General features: G+C 39.5%; 14 protein-coding genes. 2 read left to right on the top strand and 12 right to left on the bottom strand.

Annotated elements, in window-relative coordinates; translation table 11 throughout:
- Positions 1-204 precede the first annotated feature (204 nt).
- Complete coding sequence (gene cuyB / locus JOC49_RS06040) at positions 205-903, top strand: cysteate racemase (RefSeq protein WP_204663409.1); 699 nt, start codon at positions 205-207, stop codon at positions 901-903.
- Between the two features lie 52 nt (positions 904-955).
- Here cuyB and JOC49_RS06045 read toward each other — a convergent pair whose 3' ends face one another.
- A complete protein-coding gene (locus tag JOC49_RS06045; protein ID WP_204663411.1) occupies positions 956-2,803 on the bottom strand; it encodes a DUF2207 family protein in 1,848 nt (615 codons plus the stop codon).
- A 43-nt stretch (positions 2,804-2,846) separates the two neighbouring features.
- On the bottom strand, positions 2,847-3,395 hold the full coding sequence (locus tag JOC49_RS06050; protein ID WP_204663413.1) for a LemA family protein: 549 nt from the start codon (positions 3,393-3,395) through the stop codon (positions 2,847-2,849).
- Between the two features lie 183 nt (positions 3,396-3,578).
- On the opposite strand from JOC49_RS06050, the gene JOC49_RS06055 reads away from it, so the two are divergent.
- On the top strand, positions 3,579-5,954 hold the full coding sequence (locus JOC49_RS06055; RefSeq protein ID WP_204663415.1) for a diguanylate cyclase: 2,376 nt from the start codon (positions 3,579-3,581) through the stop codon (positions 5,952-5,954).
- 28 nt (positions 5,955-5,982) lie between these two features.
- On the opposite strand, the gene JOC49_RS06060 is transcribed toward JOC49_RS06055, so the two are convergent.
- From JOC49_RS06060 to JOC49_RS06105, 10 genes are all read right to left on the bottom strand, one after another.
- Positions 5,983-7,215, bottom strand: coding sequence for an aminopeptidase (locus JOC49_RS06060; RefSeq protein ID WP_204663417.1), 1,233 nt, complete (start codon positions 7,213-7,215; stop codon positions 5,983-5,985).
- 123 nt (positions 7,216-7,338) lie between these two features.
- Positions 7,339-7,989 (bottom strand): beta-phosphoglucomutase, encoded by a 651-nt coding sequence (pgmB, locus tag JOC49_RS06065; RefSeq protein WP_204663419.1) that lies wholly within the window; start codon positions 7,987-7,989, stop codon positions 7,339-7,341.
- Positions 7,990-7,992: 3 nt separating this feature from the next.
- Complete coding sequence (locus JOC49_RS06070; RefSeq protein WP_204663421.1) at positions 7,993-10,251, bottom strand: glycoside hydrolase family 65 protein; 2,259 nt, start codon at positions 10,249-10,251, stop codon at positions 7,993-7,995.
- Positions 10,252-10,268: 17 nt separating this feature from the next.
- A complete protein-coding gene (locus JOC49_RS06075; RefSeq protein WP_204663423.1) occupies positions 10,269-11,354 on the bottom strand; it encodes an ABC transporter ATP-binding protein in 1,086 nt (361 codons plus the stop codon).
- A 13-nt stretch (positions 11,355-11,367) separates the two neighbouring features.
- Positions 11,368-12,297: a carbohydrate kinase family protein gene (locus JOC49_RS06080; RefSeq protein WP_204663425.1), complete on the bottom strand. Its 930-nt coding sequence runs from the start codon at positions 12,295-12,297 to the stop codon at positions 11,368-11,370.
- A gap of 10 nt (positions 12,298-12,307) precedes the next feature.
- Entirely contained in the window at positions 12,308-13,312 is a 1,005-nt protein-coding gene (locus tag JOC49_RS06085; protein ID WP_204663427.1) for a substrate-binding domain-containing protein, read from the bottom strand.
- 26 nt (positions 13,313-13,338) lie between these two features.
- Positions 13,339-14,199: a carbohydrate ABC transporter permease gene (locus JOC49_RS06090; RefSeq protein ID WP_204663428.1), complete on the bottom strand. Its 861-nt coding sequence runs from the start codon at positions 14,197-14,199 to the stop codon at positions 13,339-13,341.
- Positions 14,199-15,104 carry a carbohydrate ABC transporter permease gene (locus tag JOC49_RS06095; RefSeq protein ID WP_204663430.1) on the bottom strand — a complete coding sequence of 302 codons (906 nt, stop codon included), beginning with the start codon at positions 15,102-15,104 and terminating at the stop codon, positions 14,199-14,201. The genes JOC49_RS06090 and JOC49_RS06095 overlap by 1 nt, the downstream gene beginning before the upstream one ends.
- A 65-nt stretch (positions 15,105-15,169) precedes the next feature.
- Positions 15,170-16,417 (bottom strand): ABC transporter substrate-binding protein, encoded by a 1,248-nt coding sequence (locus tag JOC49_RS06100; RefSeq protein WP_204663432.1) that lies wholly within the window; start codon positions 16,415-16,417, stop codon positions 15,170-15,172.
- Positions 16,418-16,508: 91 nt separating this feature from the next.
- A complete protein-coding gene (locus tag JOC49_RS06105; RefSeq protein ID WP_204663434.1) occupies positions 16,509-18,320 on the bottom strand; it encodes an alpha-amylase family glycosyl hydrolase in 1,812 nt (603 codons plus the stop codon).
- Positions 18,321-18,362: the final 42 nt, after the last annotated feature.

Consider the following 18,362-nt stretch of genomic DNA (forward strand, 5'->3'; position numbering starts at 1 on the left):
CTGAATGGTTGTTATTGTCTAATTTCATTCTTTTTACCTCATTTATATGTTTTACTACTGAATATAGTATATCATCTTTTAGGGTCAAAAACAAGTCGATTCATCCCCCACCTGCACTCTCACTCCGTGAGCAAGGTGGCTTAGAGGCGGGGGACTTCTCGGCTATTTTAGTTAAATTTTATATCATACTTTATTGGAGACTATATGAAAAAACTTGGAATTTTAGGTGGCATGGGCCCCATGGCCACTGCTGACTTTTACCAAAAAGTGGTGGTGCTGACACACGTTAATAGCGAATTGGAACACATACAGATGTTCATTGACAGCAACCCTGCAATCCCCGATCGAACGGCATACCTAACAGGTCAAGGCGATTCCCCCTTAAATGAACTTGTTAAAGGCATCAAAAGGCTTGAAGCTGCTGGTTCAGACTTAATTGCCATGCCATGCAACACGGCCCATCATTTTTATAAGACCCTTTGTGAACACACGGCTCTTCCTATTATCAATATGGTAGAAGAGACCCTTATCTATACTTTGGATCTTATTCCATCCAAAAAAATAGGCCTCCTTGCAACAAAAGGCACATACGCATCTGGCATTTATGAAGCAACAGCTCAAAAATTTGGCGTCGACCTGTATTGTCCAGATGCTGGCTTTCAACAGATTCTAATGGAAGCTATTTATGCCTTGAAAAATGGGCGGCTTGATGCTTTACCTGCCTTAAAAACAGAAATATACAAGCATATGGATGCTGTAAATTTAGAGGGTTGGATTTTAGGCTGTACGGAGTTGCCCATTATCCTCAAGGATCGGATTGATCACTATCCACTTATAGACTCAACCTATGTTCTTGCACGTGCATCGGTTCTCGCATCTGGGGCAACACTTACCCAAAAATAAAACCTGTCCAAAACTGTTTGATACAGATGGACAGGTTTTTTAATTTTTCAAATTACCAGCCACCGCCACCGCCGCCGCCGGAGCCGCCACCTGCACTGCCACCACCAAAACTTCCACCACTTGAGGATGAGGCTGGTGCAGAAGACATTGTTCGTCCCATGTCTCTTGTACTTTGATTCATATGCGACGCAAAATAGGCCGCTGAGAAAACTGTTCCCGGTTGATTTGAAGCATACCAATCCGGCTTTTCAAGTGCAATATCTTCAAACTGTTTCGCCCATTTATCCGTTACACCAAGTACCATTGCATAAGGCAGAACATTGTAAAAATAATTTGGGTTATCTTCAATTAAAACTTCAATTCTCGACTTTTCTGCATTTTCTATAAAGGCTTTTAAGCCCTCAAGATGTGCAATCCATTTGCTGCCAAGTTCAGTTCTTTTTTGCCCATGAGGTGCCATATAAAGAAGGATTGCAGCCAAAGCCCATCCTAGCCAGGATAACCAAGGTGCCCCTAAAATTACAATTGCGCCACCTGAAACCAAAAGTGCAATACCACCACTGACTACACCTGAAATGAAGACCCCAATCCGTTCTTTTGGGAGGCGTGTTTTCAGCCCTTTAAACAAGGTAGCAGACACAAGCATCATAATACTTAGGACCACAGCCGCAATTGCAGAAAACAAAACTGCCGTACTTGTGCCATATTCTTTCAATTGATTGAAAGCTTGAAGCATTGTAAAAAATTGAATCAAAATCCCAATTAAAGCAATTAGAAAAGTGGCCAAATACCCTTTGCCAGAAAATACCCGCCTGTTCTTAAAAGAAGCTTGCGCCGATGTAATTACTTTGGCAATTGTGGTGTAAAATGACTCTTTCAAAGACTCAACTTCCACAATACCATCATGCCCATACTCATCAAAGAGTTCATTAAAATAAATGCGTTCAAAGTTTTGTGCATCTGCCGGTAAATTGGCCAATTTTTCAAACTTAATCCGAGTTTCTTTTTTCTTGAAAATCATCCCAGTTTCAACTTCTTCTTCAATGATTTTCAAATAGCCCCGATCGGCCCAATAAACAAGCATTGCAGTTACATCATACACATCAAATTTGCCATCATAAATGTAGCCAATTTCTAGAGGAGTTAGCCCTTCAGGTGGGTAGAATTCCACGGTTGGAAAAATCTGCTTATCCTTTCCCCACTTAAACATAATCCCTATCGCCAAGGCAAATAACAGGGGAAAAGTCACATAGTATGACTTTCCAAAGTCTCTAATGGCTTGACCTTGCGGCACAACGTTACTGTAATACCCTTCCGGAAGGGGTAAGGCAATGGTTAATGCCTCTCCTGGCGTTAACGTCTGATTAAAGGTTCCAGAAATTTCTCTCCCAGATATGGTCAATACGTCATTTGCATCTGTATCACTGCCATAATACCCATAGGTTAAATTCACATCAGATGCCTCAAAATCACTTGGCATTTGAATTGAAAATGTGGTTTTATGAATGGGCATTTCCCATTCGGGTCCAACAAGATTGAAATAGAACTCGTCCATTTCAGGATTAAGATCATCGCCAATGTCATACGTATAATGGATTTCATAAATTTCAAAGGCCTGCGCATATCGGTCTGGGTCTCCAATTTTCACTTGAATGTAATCGTATTCCCAATTGGAGTCGTATGGATGGGTTGTCACCTTGACATTGCTCACTTTAACATTTTTCCCAAAATATGTTTTTGTGAGAATCTGCCTAAATATACCGTGATTTGTGTCCGAATAAAAGCGGACGTTTAAGGTTTCAACAATATCATAAGAGTTGTCATCCTTAACGCGAATATCGATAGACATCTCTTCAATTTCTATGGTGTCTGCATATACGGGCAATTGAATCCCTAACACCAAAAGAAATATGCCAAGACTTGCCTATATGAATTTTGGGTTTTTAAAACGATACGCGAACATTTTCTCGCTCCGATTCAACCACAGTAAAAAACGGCTCTTCTTTAAATCCAAAAATACCTGCAATTATATTGGCTGGAAAAGATTGCACCTTCGTATTAAAGGTTTTTACAACTGCATTGTAGTATTTTCTAGACTGCGCAATATCTTCTTCAATCTTCTGCAGTTGTTTTTGAAGGTCAAGAAATTGAGTGTCCGCTTTTAAATCTGGATAGCTCTCACTTAAGGCAAAAAGTGACTTTAAAGTACCTGAAAGCGCATTCTCATTTGCTTCACGCTCAGTTGCCGATTGAGACCCCATTACCTTATTTCTTGCCTCAATCACTTGATTAAGTGTTTCTTTTTCATGTGTTGCATACCCTTTTACAGTCTCAACAAGGTTTGGAATAAGGTCTACTCTCTTTTTCAAATACACATCCATTGTTGCAAAAGCTTCTTTCACAATATTTCTCAGTTTAACAAAATTGTTGTACATCCCCGCGACAATAACAACGAGTCCTAGTAAAATAATACCAAAAATCAAAAATCCCATTTAGTAAGTTCCCCTTTCATATATATAGTATATACCGCTTGGAAAACATTGAAAACAAAAAAGGTTTCTACAAAAGAAATTCACAATTATTTCATTGGTCATTTTAAACATTTCACGATATAATAATTGCTGTGTGTGCCTAAATCCTATGGGTATAAAGTCTAAAGAAAAGGGGGTGAGTTCATGCATAAATCCAGTATGATTCGAAAATACCGCTTGTACCTTTTAGTCATTATAATGATTGCCATCGCTGTTACAGCATTTATGCTCGTTAAAGAATTAAATCATGTAACTGAAAAACGTGCTGAGGCTTATGCTGATTTGCATTCTCGTGAGCTCGCAACCTTATTTTCATCTTATTTAAGCCGTGACATCACTTTAGCTCAAAATACCGCTGCTAGCGCACAAATAAAGGCTTGGCTAAAAGATGAATTCAATCAAGAGGTAAAGTCTCAGGCCCTAGATACCTTATCTGTTTTTAATCAATCCAGCAAAGATCAGAAAATGTTTGTGGCTTTTGATACATCATCAAATGTCTACTACTTTAACACTGAAACGGCCCTCGCTAAAATCAATATTGAATCTAGGATGAGTCATGATGACTATTGGTATCAGGAGGTTATTGATTCACCTCACCCCTATACACTTTATCTAGAAAGAGAACCCCTCTCCACTGCTGTTACCTTATGGATAAACGTAAAAATTATCCAGAATGGGGCCTTTTTAGGCGTTGTCGGGACAGGCATTAACATGGATAACTTCAATGAAGATACAGCATTCTTTACCAATCCAGAAACGGCTACTGCACTTATTATTGACGCATCTGGAGATATAAAACTTGACACAGACAATGGCATAAAACTCACCAATATGACATTACAACATTATGTATCCAATGAATCTTTTCATGAGAGACTTGCCAACGCCCTCAACGCACCGATTTCAAACACTGTTTTATCCATTGAGAATTCTGTTTATTCCCATGCAGGCATTTCTCCCATTAAGGGGTCAAACTGGTCCGTTATAAGCCTGATAAAAGGACAAGCTTTTTACGAAATGGAACGCTACGGCCTAATTTTCTTTTACATTCTCACAATACTTTTAGTCCTAGTTATTGCGATCCACATTAGCATACACCATATTTTTATCAAGCCCTTTGATGCTTTAATCAACAGTTTAAATCAAAATTCAGCAGCACACTCATTGACAATTTATGGACTTGACCGCAATGATGAATTTGGTCAATTGGCCGCCAGTATTGAAGCCCTTTCCAATCGGTTGGTAAGTTCCGTGCCTGTAGGCCTTTTTCTTTTAAACGATAAAGGCGATCTGATTTACGGAAATGATTATTTTGTCAAGCAATTTGGCCTTAATACAACCGGCGAGATGGTAACTTTTTATGGCAAAAACTTGCATGATATTTTTTCTGATTCTGCAGATTACACTCAGTTTTCTAATTATATTAAAAATCAACTGGCGCTTGGGGTGATGGAAGCAAAATTGAAACGCATAGATCAACAAGTTTTCTGGGCTGAAATACACCTAACTCAAACAGATCGGGATGGCTTTTCAGGATTTGAAGGGATATTGCTAAACATTCAACTAAAAAAAGAATATGAGTCTGAACTCATTAACCAAGCAACAGTAGACCCACTTACCCAACTGTACAACAGACGGTATTTCGATGAAACTGTTAAAAAAGAAATCAACCGGTCTACACGCCATCATCATCCACTGTCCATGATTTTATTTGATTTGGACCATTTCAAAACCATAAACGATACATTTGGCCATATTGTTGGGGATGAAATTCTTTCAAACATAACCGATGTCGCTTCTAACTGTCTGAGAGAGACAGATACAATTGCCAGATGGGGTGGTGAAGAATTTTCAATCCTCTTACCAGAAACAGATTTACAAGGCGCCTATCACGTGGCAGAAAAAATACGACAAGCCATCATGACTTATAAGCACCCCACTGTAACACGTATTACTGCAAGTTTTGGTATCGCACAATACAGGATGGATGAAAGTTACATTACATGGTTTGAACGTGTTGACCGGTATCTCTATTACGCCAAAGAAAATGGTCGGAATCAGATTTACGGGTTAAATCGCGACTATAAATCCATCGATCAACTGATTCAACTTAAGTGGCATGATTCCTTCAGTTCAGGCAATACAATTATTGATGAACAGCACAAAGAACTCTTTAAAATTGCAAACTCAATCATTTCAAACACCATGAAAATTAATTCAGAGTCTGCAAATAGACATGCCATCAAAGCCTTTTTTGAATTTGTAAAAAAACATTTTGAAGATGAAGAGTATATTTTAAGAGATGTTGGTTATCCTGAGGAAGATCTACTAAAACACAAAAAAGATCACGATGCCCTGCTCTCCAAGATAAAATCAAAGTGTTCAAAAGAAAACTTAACCCATTCTGAAGTCATGCAAATTGCCATGATGTTGATTCAAGAAGTTGTTTATGAACACATGATTCAAGAAGATGCCAAGTACTTTGACTACACAAGAAAAACCACCGATCTGCCGGACTAAGGTCCAGTAAATCAGTGGTTTCTTTTCGTTAGAACGTCCAATTTCCCTTTTCAAACAGTTTTGTTTCCGTTCCATCCTTGGCGTGGGCTGTAATCATCATTTCTGGGCCCCCTACCATGAAGTCAACATGAATCAAGCTGTAATTTGCCCCTCTGGCTTCCAATTCTTCTTGGGACAAATTTGACCCATTTTGCATTGCATAGGAATATGCCCGCCCCAAGGCAAAGTGAACTGAAGCATTTTCATCAAACAAGGTATTGTTGAATAGGATCCCTGTATTTGAAATCGGAGAATCATCCTGTACTAGGGCCACTTCGCCAAGATACCTTGCACCTTCATCATTTTCCATTAATTTTTCAAGCACGTCATAGCCACGCTCTGCGTAAAAATCAACGACCTTTCCTTCTTTAAATTCGAAACCAAACCCATCGACGATTTTTCCATTTAAACTCAAAGGCTTGGTCGCTTTTAATGTCCCATTTACTTTGAATTTATGCGGGGTTGTAAAAACTTCTTCAGTTGGTATGTTTGCGACAAAATCATCGCCCGCCAAACTTTCTTTTGAGCCCCCCATCCAGTAATGTGCATCGGCGAGATAAACTTCTAAGTCCGTTCCTGGTGCCTTAAGCACCAATTTCTCAAATTGTTTTTCATTTAAAAATTGCTTGTATTTTTTAAGGGTATTGTCATGTGTTTTCCAAGCCTCAACTGGATCTTCACGATCAACTCGAGTGGCTTCAAATATTTTATTCCAAAGGGCTTCAACGGCTTCTGCTTCATCTAATTCAGGAAATGCCAACCTAGCCCATTCTGGTGATGGCACTGCAACAATAGACCATTTGGTTTGTCCTGTCATCCTATATTTCATGGCAGGCGCCATTGCTGATGATGCAGTTTTTTGATCCTTGGCAATGAGATTGCCATCTACATCTTTAAGGAGTTCGGGATTTGGGGCAGAAATGAACAGATGATGATAATTGGATTCATACATGTCCGTCAAGGCTTTTACTTTCCAGTCTGGGAAGTTTTCAAACACAAAAGGTTTTCCATTCTCATACTTGGCCAAAGTCATGGCATCATCGTTAAACATTAGCTCTACGTGTTTCGCACCTGCTGCATATGCACGTTTCACAATTTCTCTAGCAAGTAGCAAGCCATGTGTGTTGCACCCAACAATTAACCCCTCGCCTTCTTTAAGGTTAATGCCCACATGTACTGCCAAATCGGCATATTTTTCGAGTTGTTTCTGAATTGATTTCATAACGCCTCCATATAAATTATTTTTGATACTCTTATTTTACCATTATCACATACAATCTCCAAGCAAAAACAGAAATATACCGGCGCGCCATTTGGGAACACCGGTATATCCATTTAGGGAAATCTATGAATTTAATAAGAGGGCTTGATAAAAGTCATTTAAAGTATCAAATCGGTATTGGCACTTTTCAAGCGGACCAATGCCCACCGGAATCAAACCAGCCGACCTTATACTTTCAATTCCTGCTTGTGCATCTTCAACACCCAGACATTTTTCTGCCGGCAGCCCCAATAAGGCAACAGCTTTAGTAAATATATCAGGCGCTGGTTTTCCGTTTTTAATGCTAGACGGGTCTACAACCCCATCAAAATAAGAGTCAATTTCCATAGCCTTCAGTAAAAAAGATGCATTACGGCTTGCAGATGCAAGCGCTATTCTAATTTCTTTCTTCTGTAAATACTTAAGGAGCTCCAATGTTCCGGGCGCTAAATCTCGTTTTGAATAGGCCTTAATTTTCTCAAGATAAATGGCATTCTTATCATCGGTAAGGCTTGTTTTTTCAGCATCCGTAAAGGCACGCTTTTTCGCATCATAAGAAAGAACAATTTCAAGCGATTCCAGTCGTGATATGCCACGAACTTGATCTCCTACTGTATCTGGGATGTTAAACCCAAGTTTATTTGACAGGTCACGCCATGCTTCAAAATGGGCCTTACTGGTTTCAGTTAAGACACCATCCATATCAAACACAACGCCTTTTATATTTTTTAACATGTCCTACTCCCTTTTCATATCAACGTCACACGCTTTTGTCAGTTGAACTGACTGGCCATATACTTTGATTTCCATTGGCGCACCAACTTTTAAAGCCAAATGGATACGCTCAGTAACCCGAACTGAAATCAAACGATTTCTATAGCGAATGTTAAAGCTGTATCCTGTCCAATCTTTAGGCAAAATCGGTCTCAAGTGGAGGCCATCATCCTTATGTCTAAAACCTGCAAAACCAGCCAACAAGGTGAGCACAGTGCCACTAATATTTGCCATATGGAGGCCATCTTTTGTATTGCCATGCCGATCTTCTAAATCCAACATGACAGAGTCCTCAAAATAAGCATAGGCCTTGTCCCTATTTCCACGTCTAGCGGCCATAATACCATATATACAGCTTGAAAGAGATGAGTCGTGGGTCGTTATCTGCTCATAGTAATCAAAGCCTCTAAAAATACTGGCTTCATCTGCATATTCTTCAAGCATAAAATGGGCGAGAATTGTATCTGCCTGCTTCAAAACTTGATGCCTATAAATGGTAAGCGGGTGATAATGTAAAAGGAGGGGACGTTTCTGAAAGTTTTCATTTTCAAACGGCCAGACTGGTTTCTTTAAAAAGTTGGCATCCTGTGCATAAATTCCAAGTTGATCATCATAAGGTAGATACATTTGATTGGAAGCAGCCAGCATGTGCTCAACCTCTTCCGCATTCATGTTTAGCTTAACCCTTAACGCTTCAAATTGAGTTTTAATGGTAGGGTCGAGACTGGCCCCAAGCATTTGATACAAATCATGTGCCCACTTTAAATGGTATTTGGCCATTGCGTTGGTATAATAATTGTCATTTACAATAGCCGTATACTCATCCGGACCCGTCACACTGTGAATGTGAAATAAGCCATCCTTAAAATTACCAATTTCCATCCAAATTCGGGCTGTTTCAAGTATAACTTCTACACCTGTTCCAACAAGAAAGTTAATGTCTTCTGTATACAGGTAATATTGGATAAAGGCATGTGCTATATCTGCATTAATATGGTACTGAGCCGTTCCAGCTGGAAAATAGCCTGAACACTCAATCCCCGATATCGTTCGCCAAGCATAAGCTGCCCCTTTTTCATGACCGAGTTCAAGGGCTCTTTGGCGCGCAGCATCGAGGATACGAGCTCTGTATTCAAGCAAATGCTTCACCCGTTCCGGCTGATTGATGAGCAGAATTGGAATCACGTAAATTTCAGTATCCCAGAAATAATGGCCTTCATACCCCTCGCCAGACAAGCCTTTTGCAGAAATATTGGAAAAGGCATCGGTCCCTACAGATTGTAGCAATTGGTACATCATAAATCGAACCGCTCTTTGGTCCCGCATGTTGCCTTCAATTTCAATATCAGCCAAACGCCAATACTCATCCAAGTAGTTGACTTGTCTTTTTTCCAAATTACTGACGTCTTCATGGGCCAACATTTCAAAAGCTGCCTCTGTTGGGTTTTCAAATCTTAAACTGTCTGTAAAGGCACAGAGTTTTTCCAAAACCAAATGTTGCTTGCCTTCCACAGTTGTATGAATTGCACTGGTTTCAGAAGCGTATGAAATGTCAACTGGCGCATCCGAATAAACCATATGTTTTACAACTGTCGCTTGTTGCAAATTGGTATTAGATGTTTCAAGTGTTACAAAAGATTCAGCATCTGTATGTCCTAATTTAAGAATCGTCATCAATTTTGTGTGACCTGCACCTGTTCTAGGGTCTGCTGGATTGCTATAGTTTTCAACACCACCTTCAAGAACACTTTCGAGGCGAATCGCACCATCATAAATAACTTCAATGCGATACAAAAATAAGTGTGGATTCACAAGAGAGGCCATTCTCGTGAATTTCAAATGGCCTTTATACCCACTTGATGTCATAAAAACATAGCTTCTTTCAGATGTCCCCTTATGATAATCCAGATGCCTATAATAGGTTTCAAATTTGCCTTCTATCAACTGTACTGGCTCATCATCAAGCCAAATCTTACACGTTTGAGTGTCTGCAATTCTAGGTTGCTTATCCTGTACAATCGGCAAGCCGTATGCCATTTCAGCATGCTGCATTGGAACGCGATCGAACAGTCCATTAATATAAGTGCCTCGAATGGTGTCCCCACTTGGGTACCCTTCTTCAAAGCATCCACGTACACCGACGTAGCCATTTCCAACCATGAAAAGGCTTTCTTCAATCACCTGCCGGGAAGGCGTATAATAATTTTGGGTCAATCGCCACATAATATGCCTCAGTTTCTCTAATATCTCAACGAGCTTCCAGATTCAGGATCAAACAAATGCAATTTATTAGGATCAAAAACGGCGTACATAACATCGCCCATTTTAAGTGCACTTGAAGCCTCAGCTTTCATAATGTATTGTTTTTCACCAATCTTAAAGTATACATTTAAGTCGCTTCCCAAAAGTTCGGTCATCTCCACAATTGCCTCAACGCCTTCATTTGACTGTCCACTTCTTATATCTTCAGGACGGATTCCCATAACAAGTGGTTTATTGTTCATTTTCTTTGCTTCAACTGATTTTGCAAGTTCATCTGTCAATAGAAAGACTTGATCGCCAACTTTAAGATTTTTATTGTCTGTTACAAGGCCATCAAAAAAGTTCATTTGAGGTGCACCAATAAAGCCAGCCACAAACATATTAGCTGGTGCGTTGTAAATGGTTCTTGGATCTGCAACTTGCTGGACTTCGCCACCATTCATAACGCAAATCCGGGTTCCCATGGTCATGGCTTCTGTCTGATCATGTGTAACATAGATAAATGTCGTCTCCAACTCCTTATGAAGTTTAATAAGTTCTGCACGCATTTGAACCCGCAATTTAGCATCGAGATTGGACAAGGGCTCATCCATCAAGAAAACTTCAGGTTTTCTTACAATCGCACGGCCTAATGCCACACGTTGACGTTGACCACCAGAAAGTTGCTTGGGTTTCCTTTTTAAAAGCCCATCTATATCCAGTATCTTAGCTGCTCTTTCAATACGTTCATTAATTTCAGCTTTTGGGGTTTTAGACAGTTTGAGACCAAAAGCCATGTTATCATATACAGACATATGTGGGTATAGGGCATAGTTTTGAAACACCATTGCTATGTTTCGATCTTTTGGAGAGACATCGTTTACCTTTTGGTCTCCAATGTACATTTCGCCACTGCTAATGTCCTCGAGTCCGGCTATCATTCTCAGTGTTGTGGTTTTCCCGCATCCAGACGGTCCAACAAATATCATAAATTCCTTATCTGCAATTTCAAGATTCACCTCTTTAACCGCATGAAATCCATTTGGATAAATTTTATTGATGCCATCGATTTTTACATTTGCCATGGATTACTTCCTCCTAATTTGATTTCTTTTTAAGGGCAGTTAATGCTCCATACGCTGTACAGACATCCGCTGCAATTTCATTTGCTTTTATTGCAATTTCCCGAATTTTATCCGGATTGTGTATCATTTCAAAAATAGATTCCAATTTAGATAGTTCATAAATCATGCTGCCAATAAAGGCATCTCCTGCACCAGTTGTATCTACAACAGCCACTTTTTTTGTGGGGACATGAAGATCATAGGTGCGATTGAAAAGTCGTGCCCCTTCTCCACCGAGTGTGATTGCAAATAAACCTTTATACTTCTGCTTTAAGGATTCAATTGCCCTCTCAAGTGTGTTTTCCCCAGTTACAATCAAGGCTTCTTCATCGCTTAATTTAATCAGATGGGCTGACTTCATAAAAGGTTCGATCACCTTCACAAACTTATTTTGATTTTCCGTCCAAAAGGCACTTCTATAATTGGGGTCAAAGACAATAAACTTACTTTGACGCTCTGCCATATCTAAAACTTGATGATAGGTTTTGTTAAGGGCACCCTCTAAAAAAGCAGTCGCTGCGCCAAAATGGAAAATATCATAGGTGCCCAGGTCTTTTTCATTGAGTTCAAGATCCGCATCTGCCCCTCTAATAAAGTTGAAATCTCTGTCACCATTGTCTTCAACAGAAACAAAGGCCAAGGTTGTTGCCTTGTGGCTTCGCTGCATGAGAGTCGTGTCTACACAATAGGATTCCACTGTATTTCGTAAAAATTCACCAAACCCATCATTTCCAACTGAACTCAGTAGGCTACAGTCTCCACCCAAAGCGCCAATTGTGCAAGCCACATTTCCGGGCGCGCCGCCTGGCTTCATCATAAAAGATGTTTGATTCGCAATTTTCTTGCCTGCTGAACTTCCAATAAAATCAATTAAAAGCTCACCGATACAAACAATTGACTTCATAATGCCTCCATTATTTTTCTGTACTCTGTCTAATAATCAACCGATGTGATAAAGTTATAAATCGATCTTGAGGTGTTTTTTGTTTGTGTTCTATCATATCGATCAAACGGTGTATGGCAATTCTCCCTTTTTCTTCAAAGGGTTGACGGACTGTGGTTAACGCAGGGTTGTACATTTTTGCAATTTGAACATCATCAAACCCAATAAAAGCAATTTCATCCGGAACTTGGTAGCCTTGGTCTAGGGCGCACTTCATAGCCCCGATGGCCATTAGGTCACTTGAACAAAAAACTGCCGTTGGTATGGGCGATCTTTTTATAAGAGCCGTCATTCCAGAATACCCTTCATCAAATGAATACCAGCCCTCAACCACTCTTTCAGGACAAAAGAGACCCAGTGGCTCAAGTACTGATTTATAAGCGTCAAATCTCATTTTGCCGGCATAGGGGTCACTTAAAGGTCCCCTGATCATACCAATACGTTTATGTCCCAAATCCACGAGGTACTGTGTCGCTTCTGAAGCCGCTTTATAATTATCAATTTGAACCACAGGAATAGACTCGACACTACTTTCCGTACCAATCATAACAACTGGCTTTCCGAAATTGGCTAGCTCTTTCTGAAACGCTTCATCCCCATGATCGGTCACTAAGATGAGACCATCAACCCCTTTTTCTTTCAATATGTTAATGTGTCTAATTTTCATTTCAACATCAAAGTCGGTTGCTGTAATTAAAAGCGAATAATCATGTGCTCTTAAATAACTTTCAATACCAGAAATAATTCTGGAAAAAACAGGATTTGCCAAATCCGGTAATATCATACCAATCAGGTGGGTTTTGCTTAAAGATAAGCTTCTTGCCACAGCATTGGGTTTAAAATTTGTATTTTCAATAACTTCAAGCACTCTTTGACGAACGTCATCACTTACTGGCTTGGAATTGTTGAGTACACGTGAAACGGTTGCTTTTGAAACGCCTGCAAGTTCGGCAATTTCTTTTATTGTAATTTTCACGGGGACCTCCTATCCATGTGTGACGGTTACTTAATTGATCCTGAAACCATGCCCTTGATAATGTGTTTTTGGCCAATAATAAAACCAACAATAATTGGCGCTGCAGCCATTAGGACAGCAGTCATAATCAGATCCCATTTTTTAACAAATGAGCCTGCAAATGCAGATATGGCAAGTGGTATGGTTTGAATGTCCTGTCCAACACCCAGTATAAGCGATGGCAAGAGAAAATCATTCCAAATCCAAATGGCATTCAAGATGCTTATGGTTACAAAAATTGGCTTTAGAATCGGCATTATAATCTTGAAAAATATTTGAGGTTTGGAGCATCCATCAATTAAAGCTGCCTCTTCCAGTTCAAGTGGGATTGATTTTATAAACCCATGGAACATAAATACAGCTAAAGGTGCCCCGAATCCAATATAGGCAAATATCATCCCATGATAGGTTCTTAGCATTTGGAGCCCAACTGTTTCGTTAATCATCCGGAATAAGGAGACCAGTGGAAACATAACCACTTGAAATGGAATAATGAGTCCGCTGATGAAAATTAGAAAGATCACCGTTGAAGATCGCGTTTTTCGTCTAACCAAAACCCAAGCAGCCATAGCAGAGAAAACAGATATAGAAAGCAAGGACAGAGTGGTTATAATCACTGAAGAAAAAACACTTTTAGAGTACTTGATACTTGGACTTGTCCAAATTTCTTTGATGTTTTCAAAAAGCTGCGTCCAACGTACCGGAAGGGATGTTGGGTCCGTCATAATTTCCAGCGACGCTTTAGCGGAGTTAATCACAACAATAACAAAAGGAAAAGTTGTCAACAAAAACAAGACGACTGTTATGACTGTTAAAATGAATTTTACAAGCTTTTTTTTGTTTTTCATTACATTTCAACCTCCCTTTTCTTGTTATAGTAAACCTGTCCAATCGAAACTACTGAAAGTACCAAGAAGAATACGATTGCCCGTGCCTGACCTTCAGCCATATTATTGTATTTAAAGGCAACATTGTAAATATGGACCGCTAATAACTCGGTGGAATTCACCACAGCCCCTTGATAAATATCTGTTGGACCACCTGCTGTTAATGCGACAATAATATCGTATTGTTTAAATGAATTTACCAAAGTTAAAAATGACGTAATGGTGAATGCCTGCGCAATCATTGGCATTGTTATGTTCCAAAACTTTTGAAAAAAGTTGGCTCCGTCTATTTCGCTTGCTTCAAGAAGTTCCTGCGGTACGTTTAAGAGCGCAGCCACATAAATCATCATGATATACCCAGCATATTGCCAAGTATAGGCTAATATGAGCCCAAAAAGTGTTAAATTAGGATCTGCCAAGATCATTAATTCTTCCAAGAAATTGATGCCGTAGGAAGCGCCAATTGCGGGCACAACACTTTTGAAAATAAATTGCCAAATATAACCGAGGACCAAGCCCCCAATGAGATTTGGAATAAAGAAACCTGCTCTAAAGAAATTTCTAAACCTAATTTCCCGTGTAACCAAAAATGCAAAAACCAAGGCAACAAAGTTAATGGATAAAACACTGAGCAGTGTAAACAAAAAAGTTCTAATAAATGAATATCGAAATGCCAAGTTTGAAAACATGGCCTTGTAGTTATCAAGTCCGACCCAGTTTGTTTTAAGTCCTGCAACCGCTGTCCAATCTGTCATAGAATAATAAAGGCCCATAAAGAATGGCACAATCACCACGACGACAAATGAAATCAAGGCAGGCGCAAGAAATAACCAAAAGACCAGCTTGTCTTTACCGTGTTTATTCATAAGCTCTCCTTTTTATCATCTTGATAAAAAAAAGGGTGCTCTAAAACACCCTTTTTCAACAACGTTTACTTGATTTCAGCAATTTTAGCAGCTAATTGATCAATGAAGCCTTGTTTGTCTAGGTCGCCTTTGGCAAAACTCTCATAAAGAGGTCCAATCGTTCCCATTCCAAATCCATCAGGCATATCATTTTGAAGCCATGTATAAGATTTTCCTGCTGACAACCACTTGGCAGCGCTTGCTGAAAGTGGTGTATCAGGTGTTAATGTAACGTTAGTAAATGCAGGTACCATTTTTGCTTCATTAACCATGTAATTATGGCCAGTTTCATTAGTTGCCATATAATTCAAAAATGCTTTTGCTGCTTCAGCATTTTCACTGTCTTTGTTGATGACATAAAATGATGGTGCACCAATGAAAATTGCGTCATGTTCACCTTTAACGGAAGCATGTGGTGCAAATCCCATTTCAAAAGTTACGCCATTATCAACCAACCATGGATCAATCCAGTTACCTTGATGGATAAAAGCCGCTTGCTCTGTAGCAAACTGACCTACTTGAGCATCGTAGTTTCCTGTCAACAGTACAGTTGGATCTGCATAATTGAAAAGAAGTTCAACCCAGTCAGCATATTCAGTCAATCTCGCCATATCTGCTTCACCACTGTTTAATTTATCAAGCACAGTGGTATCTCCGTATGAAAGACCTGCTGAAAGGTATCCGTTAAAATTGTGAAGTCCTGTAACCCATCTCATGTCAGGTCCTGCTGCCATTGCAACAACGGATTTGATGCCAAGCTGATCTTTCATACTGTCAATTTTTTCAAATGCAGCTTGATATGCTTCTTGAGATGTTAATGACGCTGGATCTACACCTGCTTCTTCAAGCATTGCAACATTGTACGCCATTCCCCACGCTTCAACAGCAACTGGGAAGCCGTATGTTTGTCCATCCACTACAAATTCAAGTGTTGTTAAATCCATCCACTCTTCACCCTCAAAAGGTGTGAGTTTAGATTCCCAAGTGTTGTAGCCACCCATACCTTCGATAACGAAGATATCAGGTTGACGGTCTGATTGAAATTCTGCTTTCAAATTTTCCGCGTATGGGGAATCCCCACCGGAAGTCTTTACAACCACTTCAACACCAGTTGCCTCTTTATAAGCAGCCGCAAATGCAGAAAGTTGGTCGTGAATTTCAACCTTGTTTTGATAGATAACAACTGTCTCCGCTTCATCAGATCCTTGACTACAACCGGCCAATAGACCAATCGAAAGCATTAAGACCATTAAAAGTGCAAAAATCTTCTTCATTTTTGTTCCCCCTTGTCTGGTTTGTTTGACTTAGATTAAGTACCTGTCACTTATATTATAGGAAACCGGTTTCACATTTGCAACCCTTTTTTCACATTTTTATTACGAAAAATTCATACGGTCCAAATAATAGTGTGTCTTCTTCTAAATCAATGTCTCTTTTTTGTATAAAATCATGGTGTTTTCCAGATGCACCATACCGTTTAAGTTCATTGAGGTTGAGCCATTGTCTGTCTTCTGAAAAATTAAACATCAATAAAATTTTTTCAGGCGAATCCGAGAGTTCTTGCTGGATGATAAAAATCTTTGAATTGGTTTGATGAAACACGATTTCTCTTATAACTTCAGAAGCCCCAGTTATACTTTTTCTACACTGTATGATTTCTCGGATTCCATAATTTACAGCACCTTCAGGTGTAAGTCTATCTTCGAGTCGACTTAAAACGTCCCAGTCAAATACCTGTCTGTGGAGCCATCTGGAGTCATGTTTTTTGTAATCATCCTTTAAATAGTCATAATTATTTATTTGGCCCACTTCATCACCACTGTATAGCATTGGGATTCCTTTTCTAAAGATAAAAGCAGCATGAATAAGCAAAATACGCTTAATGGCCAATTCAATCCCGTATCGACTCTTTAAATCAATAGCCTTCTCCAGTCCACACAAACTTGCTAAAGTCCCTGAATTACGGGCATCTAGCGTCACAGGATTAAATTCATACAAGGCTCCCTTTGAAAAACTGTCTTTAAATGAACCCAAATAAAAATCTATTAAATAAGACTTATGGGCAGTTGGGTCAAAGCCAAGATGTTTAAGGTTTCGTTCATTAAGTCCCCAGCCAATATCATCATGACACCTTGCATAATTGATCCAAACGCTACCCTCTGGCACTTTATATTCGGGCATCAACTGCAAATGTCTTGTATCTCTTGTGGCAAGGGTATTCCAAAGTTCAACCATATAGGAAGCATTGTAAAGTGCATGGCACTCAAGCCGTTCATCAGTTCCAAAATAGGTTGCGATTGTATCTGGTGCCATTATGGCTTCACCCAAAAGCGCTGTGGAAGGAGCGACTTCGTGGCAAATCTCTCGCAATAAATTTAAGATTATATGGGCTTCTGGCAAATTGCGACAAGTGGTCTCTAACCGCTTCCAAACATAGGGCACAGCATCAAGCCTAACCATGTCTATACCGATGTTACACAAAAAAAGTAAGTTTTCAGCCATGGCGTTAAAAACATGTGCATTGTTGTAATTAAGGTCCCATTGGTAGGGATAAAATGTTGTCATTACCCACCTGTCCATTGATTCCAAATAGGTAAAATTCCCCGGCGCAACTTTGGGAAAAACTTCAGGCATAGTCTTTTCGTATTCTTTTGGAATGCCCTCCATTTCAAATACATGATAAAAATCTTCATAAAATTGATTCCCATCTTTAGCCTGTAAAGCCCACTCATGATCGTCAGCAGTGTGATTTAAAACATAGTCTATGCACACTCTAATGCCATTTTCGTGAAAGTGATTGACGACTTCTTGAAACACAGCCATTGTACCTAATCTTGGATCTATTTCTCGATAGTTGGAGACCGCATAGCCACCATCATTTTCGCCTGCCCTTGGTTTTAAAAGGGGCATTAGATGGACTAAGTTAATCCCAAGGGATTTGAAATAGGACGCCTTCTCCTTAAGTGCCTCTAAATCGCCTGAAAATAAGTCCACATAGAGCATTATGCCCACTGTATCGTTGGAATGAATCCAACGGACACCCTCTACATCCCTATTTACCAATTTTGTTGACCGTCTCTTGGCATATTGCTTCATCATGGATTTAAGAGACTCAAACGCCTCTATATCACCAGGATAGAGCGATAAATAATTTTTTTTAATCCGGTTTATGTCCACACGACCCCCTCCTTCTTATACTTTCATTATAGGAAACCGGTT

The sequence above is a fragment of the Fusibacter tunisiensis genome, from assembly GCF_016908355.1.
Classification (GTDB): Bacteria; Bacillota; Clostridia; order Peptostreptococcales; family Acidaminobacteraceae; genus Fusibacter_D; species Fusibacter_D tunisiensis.

Bases quoted from the DNA above. Each gene is read 5' to 3' on its own strand.
- JOC49_RS06050 (WP_204663413.1), bottom strand. From the start codon at position 3,395: ATGGGATTTTTGATTTTTGGTATTATTTTACTAGGACTCGTTGTTATT.
- JOC49_RS06055 (WP_204663415.1), top strand. From the start codon at position 3,579: ATGCATAAATCCAGTATGATTCGAAAATACCGCTTGTACCTTTTAGTC.
- cuyB (WP_204663409.1), top strand. From the start codon at position 205: ATGAAAAAACTTGGAATTTTAGGTGGCATGGGCCCCATGGCCACTGCT.
- JOC49_RS06075 (WP_204663423.1), bottom strand. From the start codon at position 11,354: ATGGCAAATGTAAAAATCGATGGCATCAATAAAATTTATCCAAATGGA.
- JOC49_RS06080 (WP_204663425.1), bottom strand. From the start codon at position 12,297: ATGAAGTCAATTGTTTGTATCGGTGAGCTTTTAATTGATTTTATTGGA.
- JOC49_RS06070 (WP_204663421.1), bottom strand. From the start codon at position 10,251: ATGTGGCGATTGACCCAAAATTATTATACGCCTTCCCGGCAGGTGATT.
- JOC49_RS06100 (WP_204663432.1), bottom strand. From the start codon at position 16,417: ATGAAGAAGATTTTTGCACTTTTAATGGTCTTAATGCTTTCGATTGGT.
- JOC49_RS06095 (WP_204663430.1), bottom strand. From the start codon at position 15,104: ATGAATAAACACGGTAAAGACAAGCTGGTCTTTTGGTTATTTCTTGCG.
- pgmB (WP_204663419.1), bottom strand. From the start codon at position 7,989: ATGTTAAAAAATATAAAAGGCGTTGTGTTTGATATGGATGGTGTCTTA.
- JOC49_RS06060 (WP_204663417.1), bottom strand. From the start codon at position 7,215: ATGAAATCAATTCAGAAACAACTCGAAAAATATGCCGATTTGGCAGTA.
- JOC49_RS06090 (WP_204663428.1), bottom strand. From the start codon at position 14,199: ATGAAAAACAAAAAAAAGCTTGTAAAATTCATTTTAACAGTCATAACA.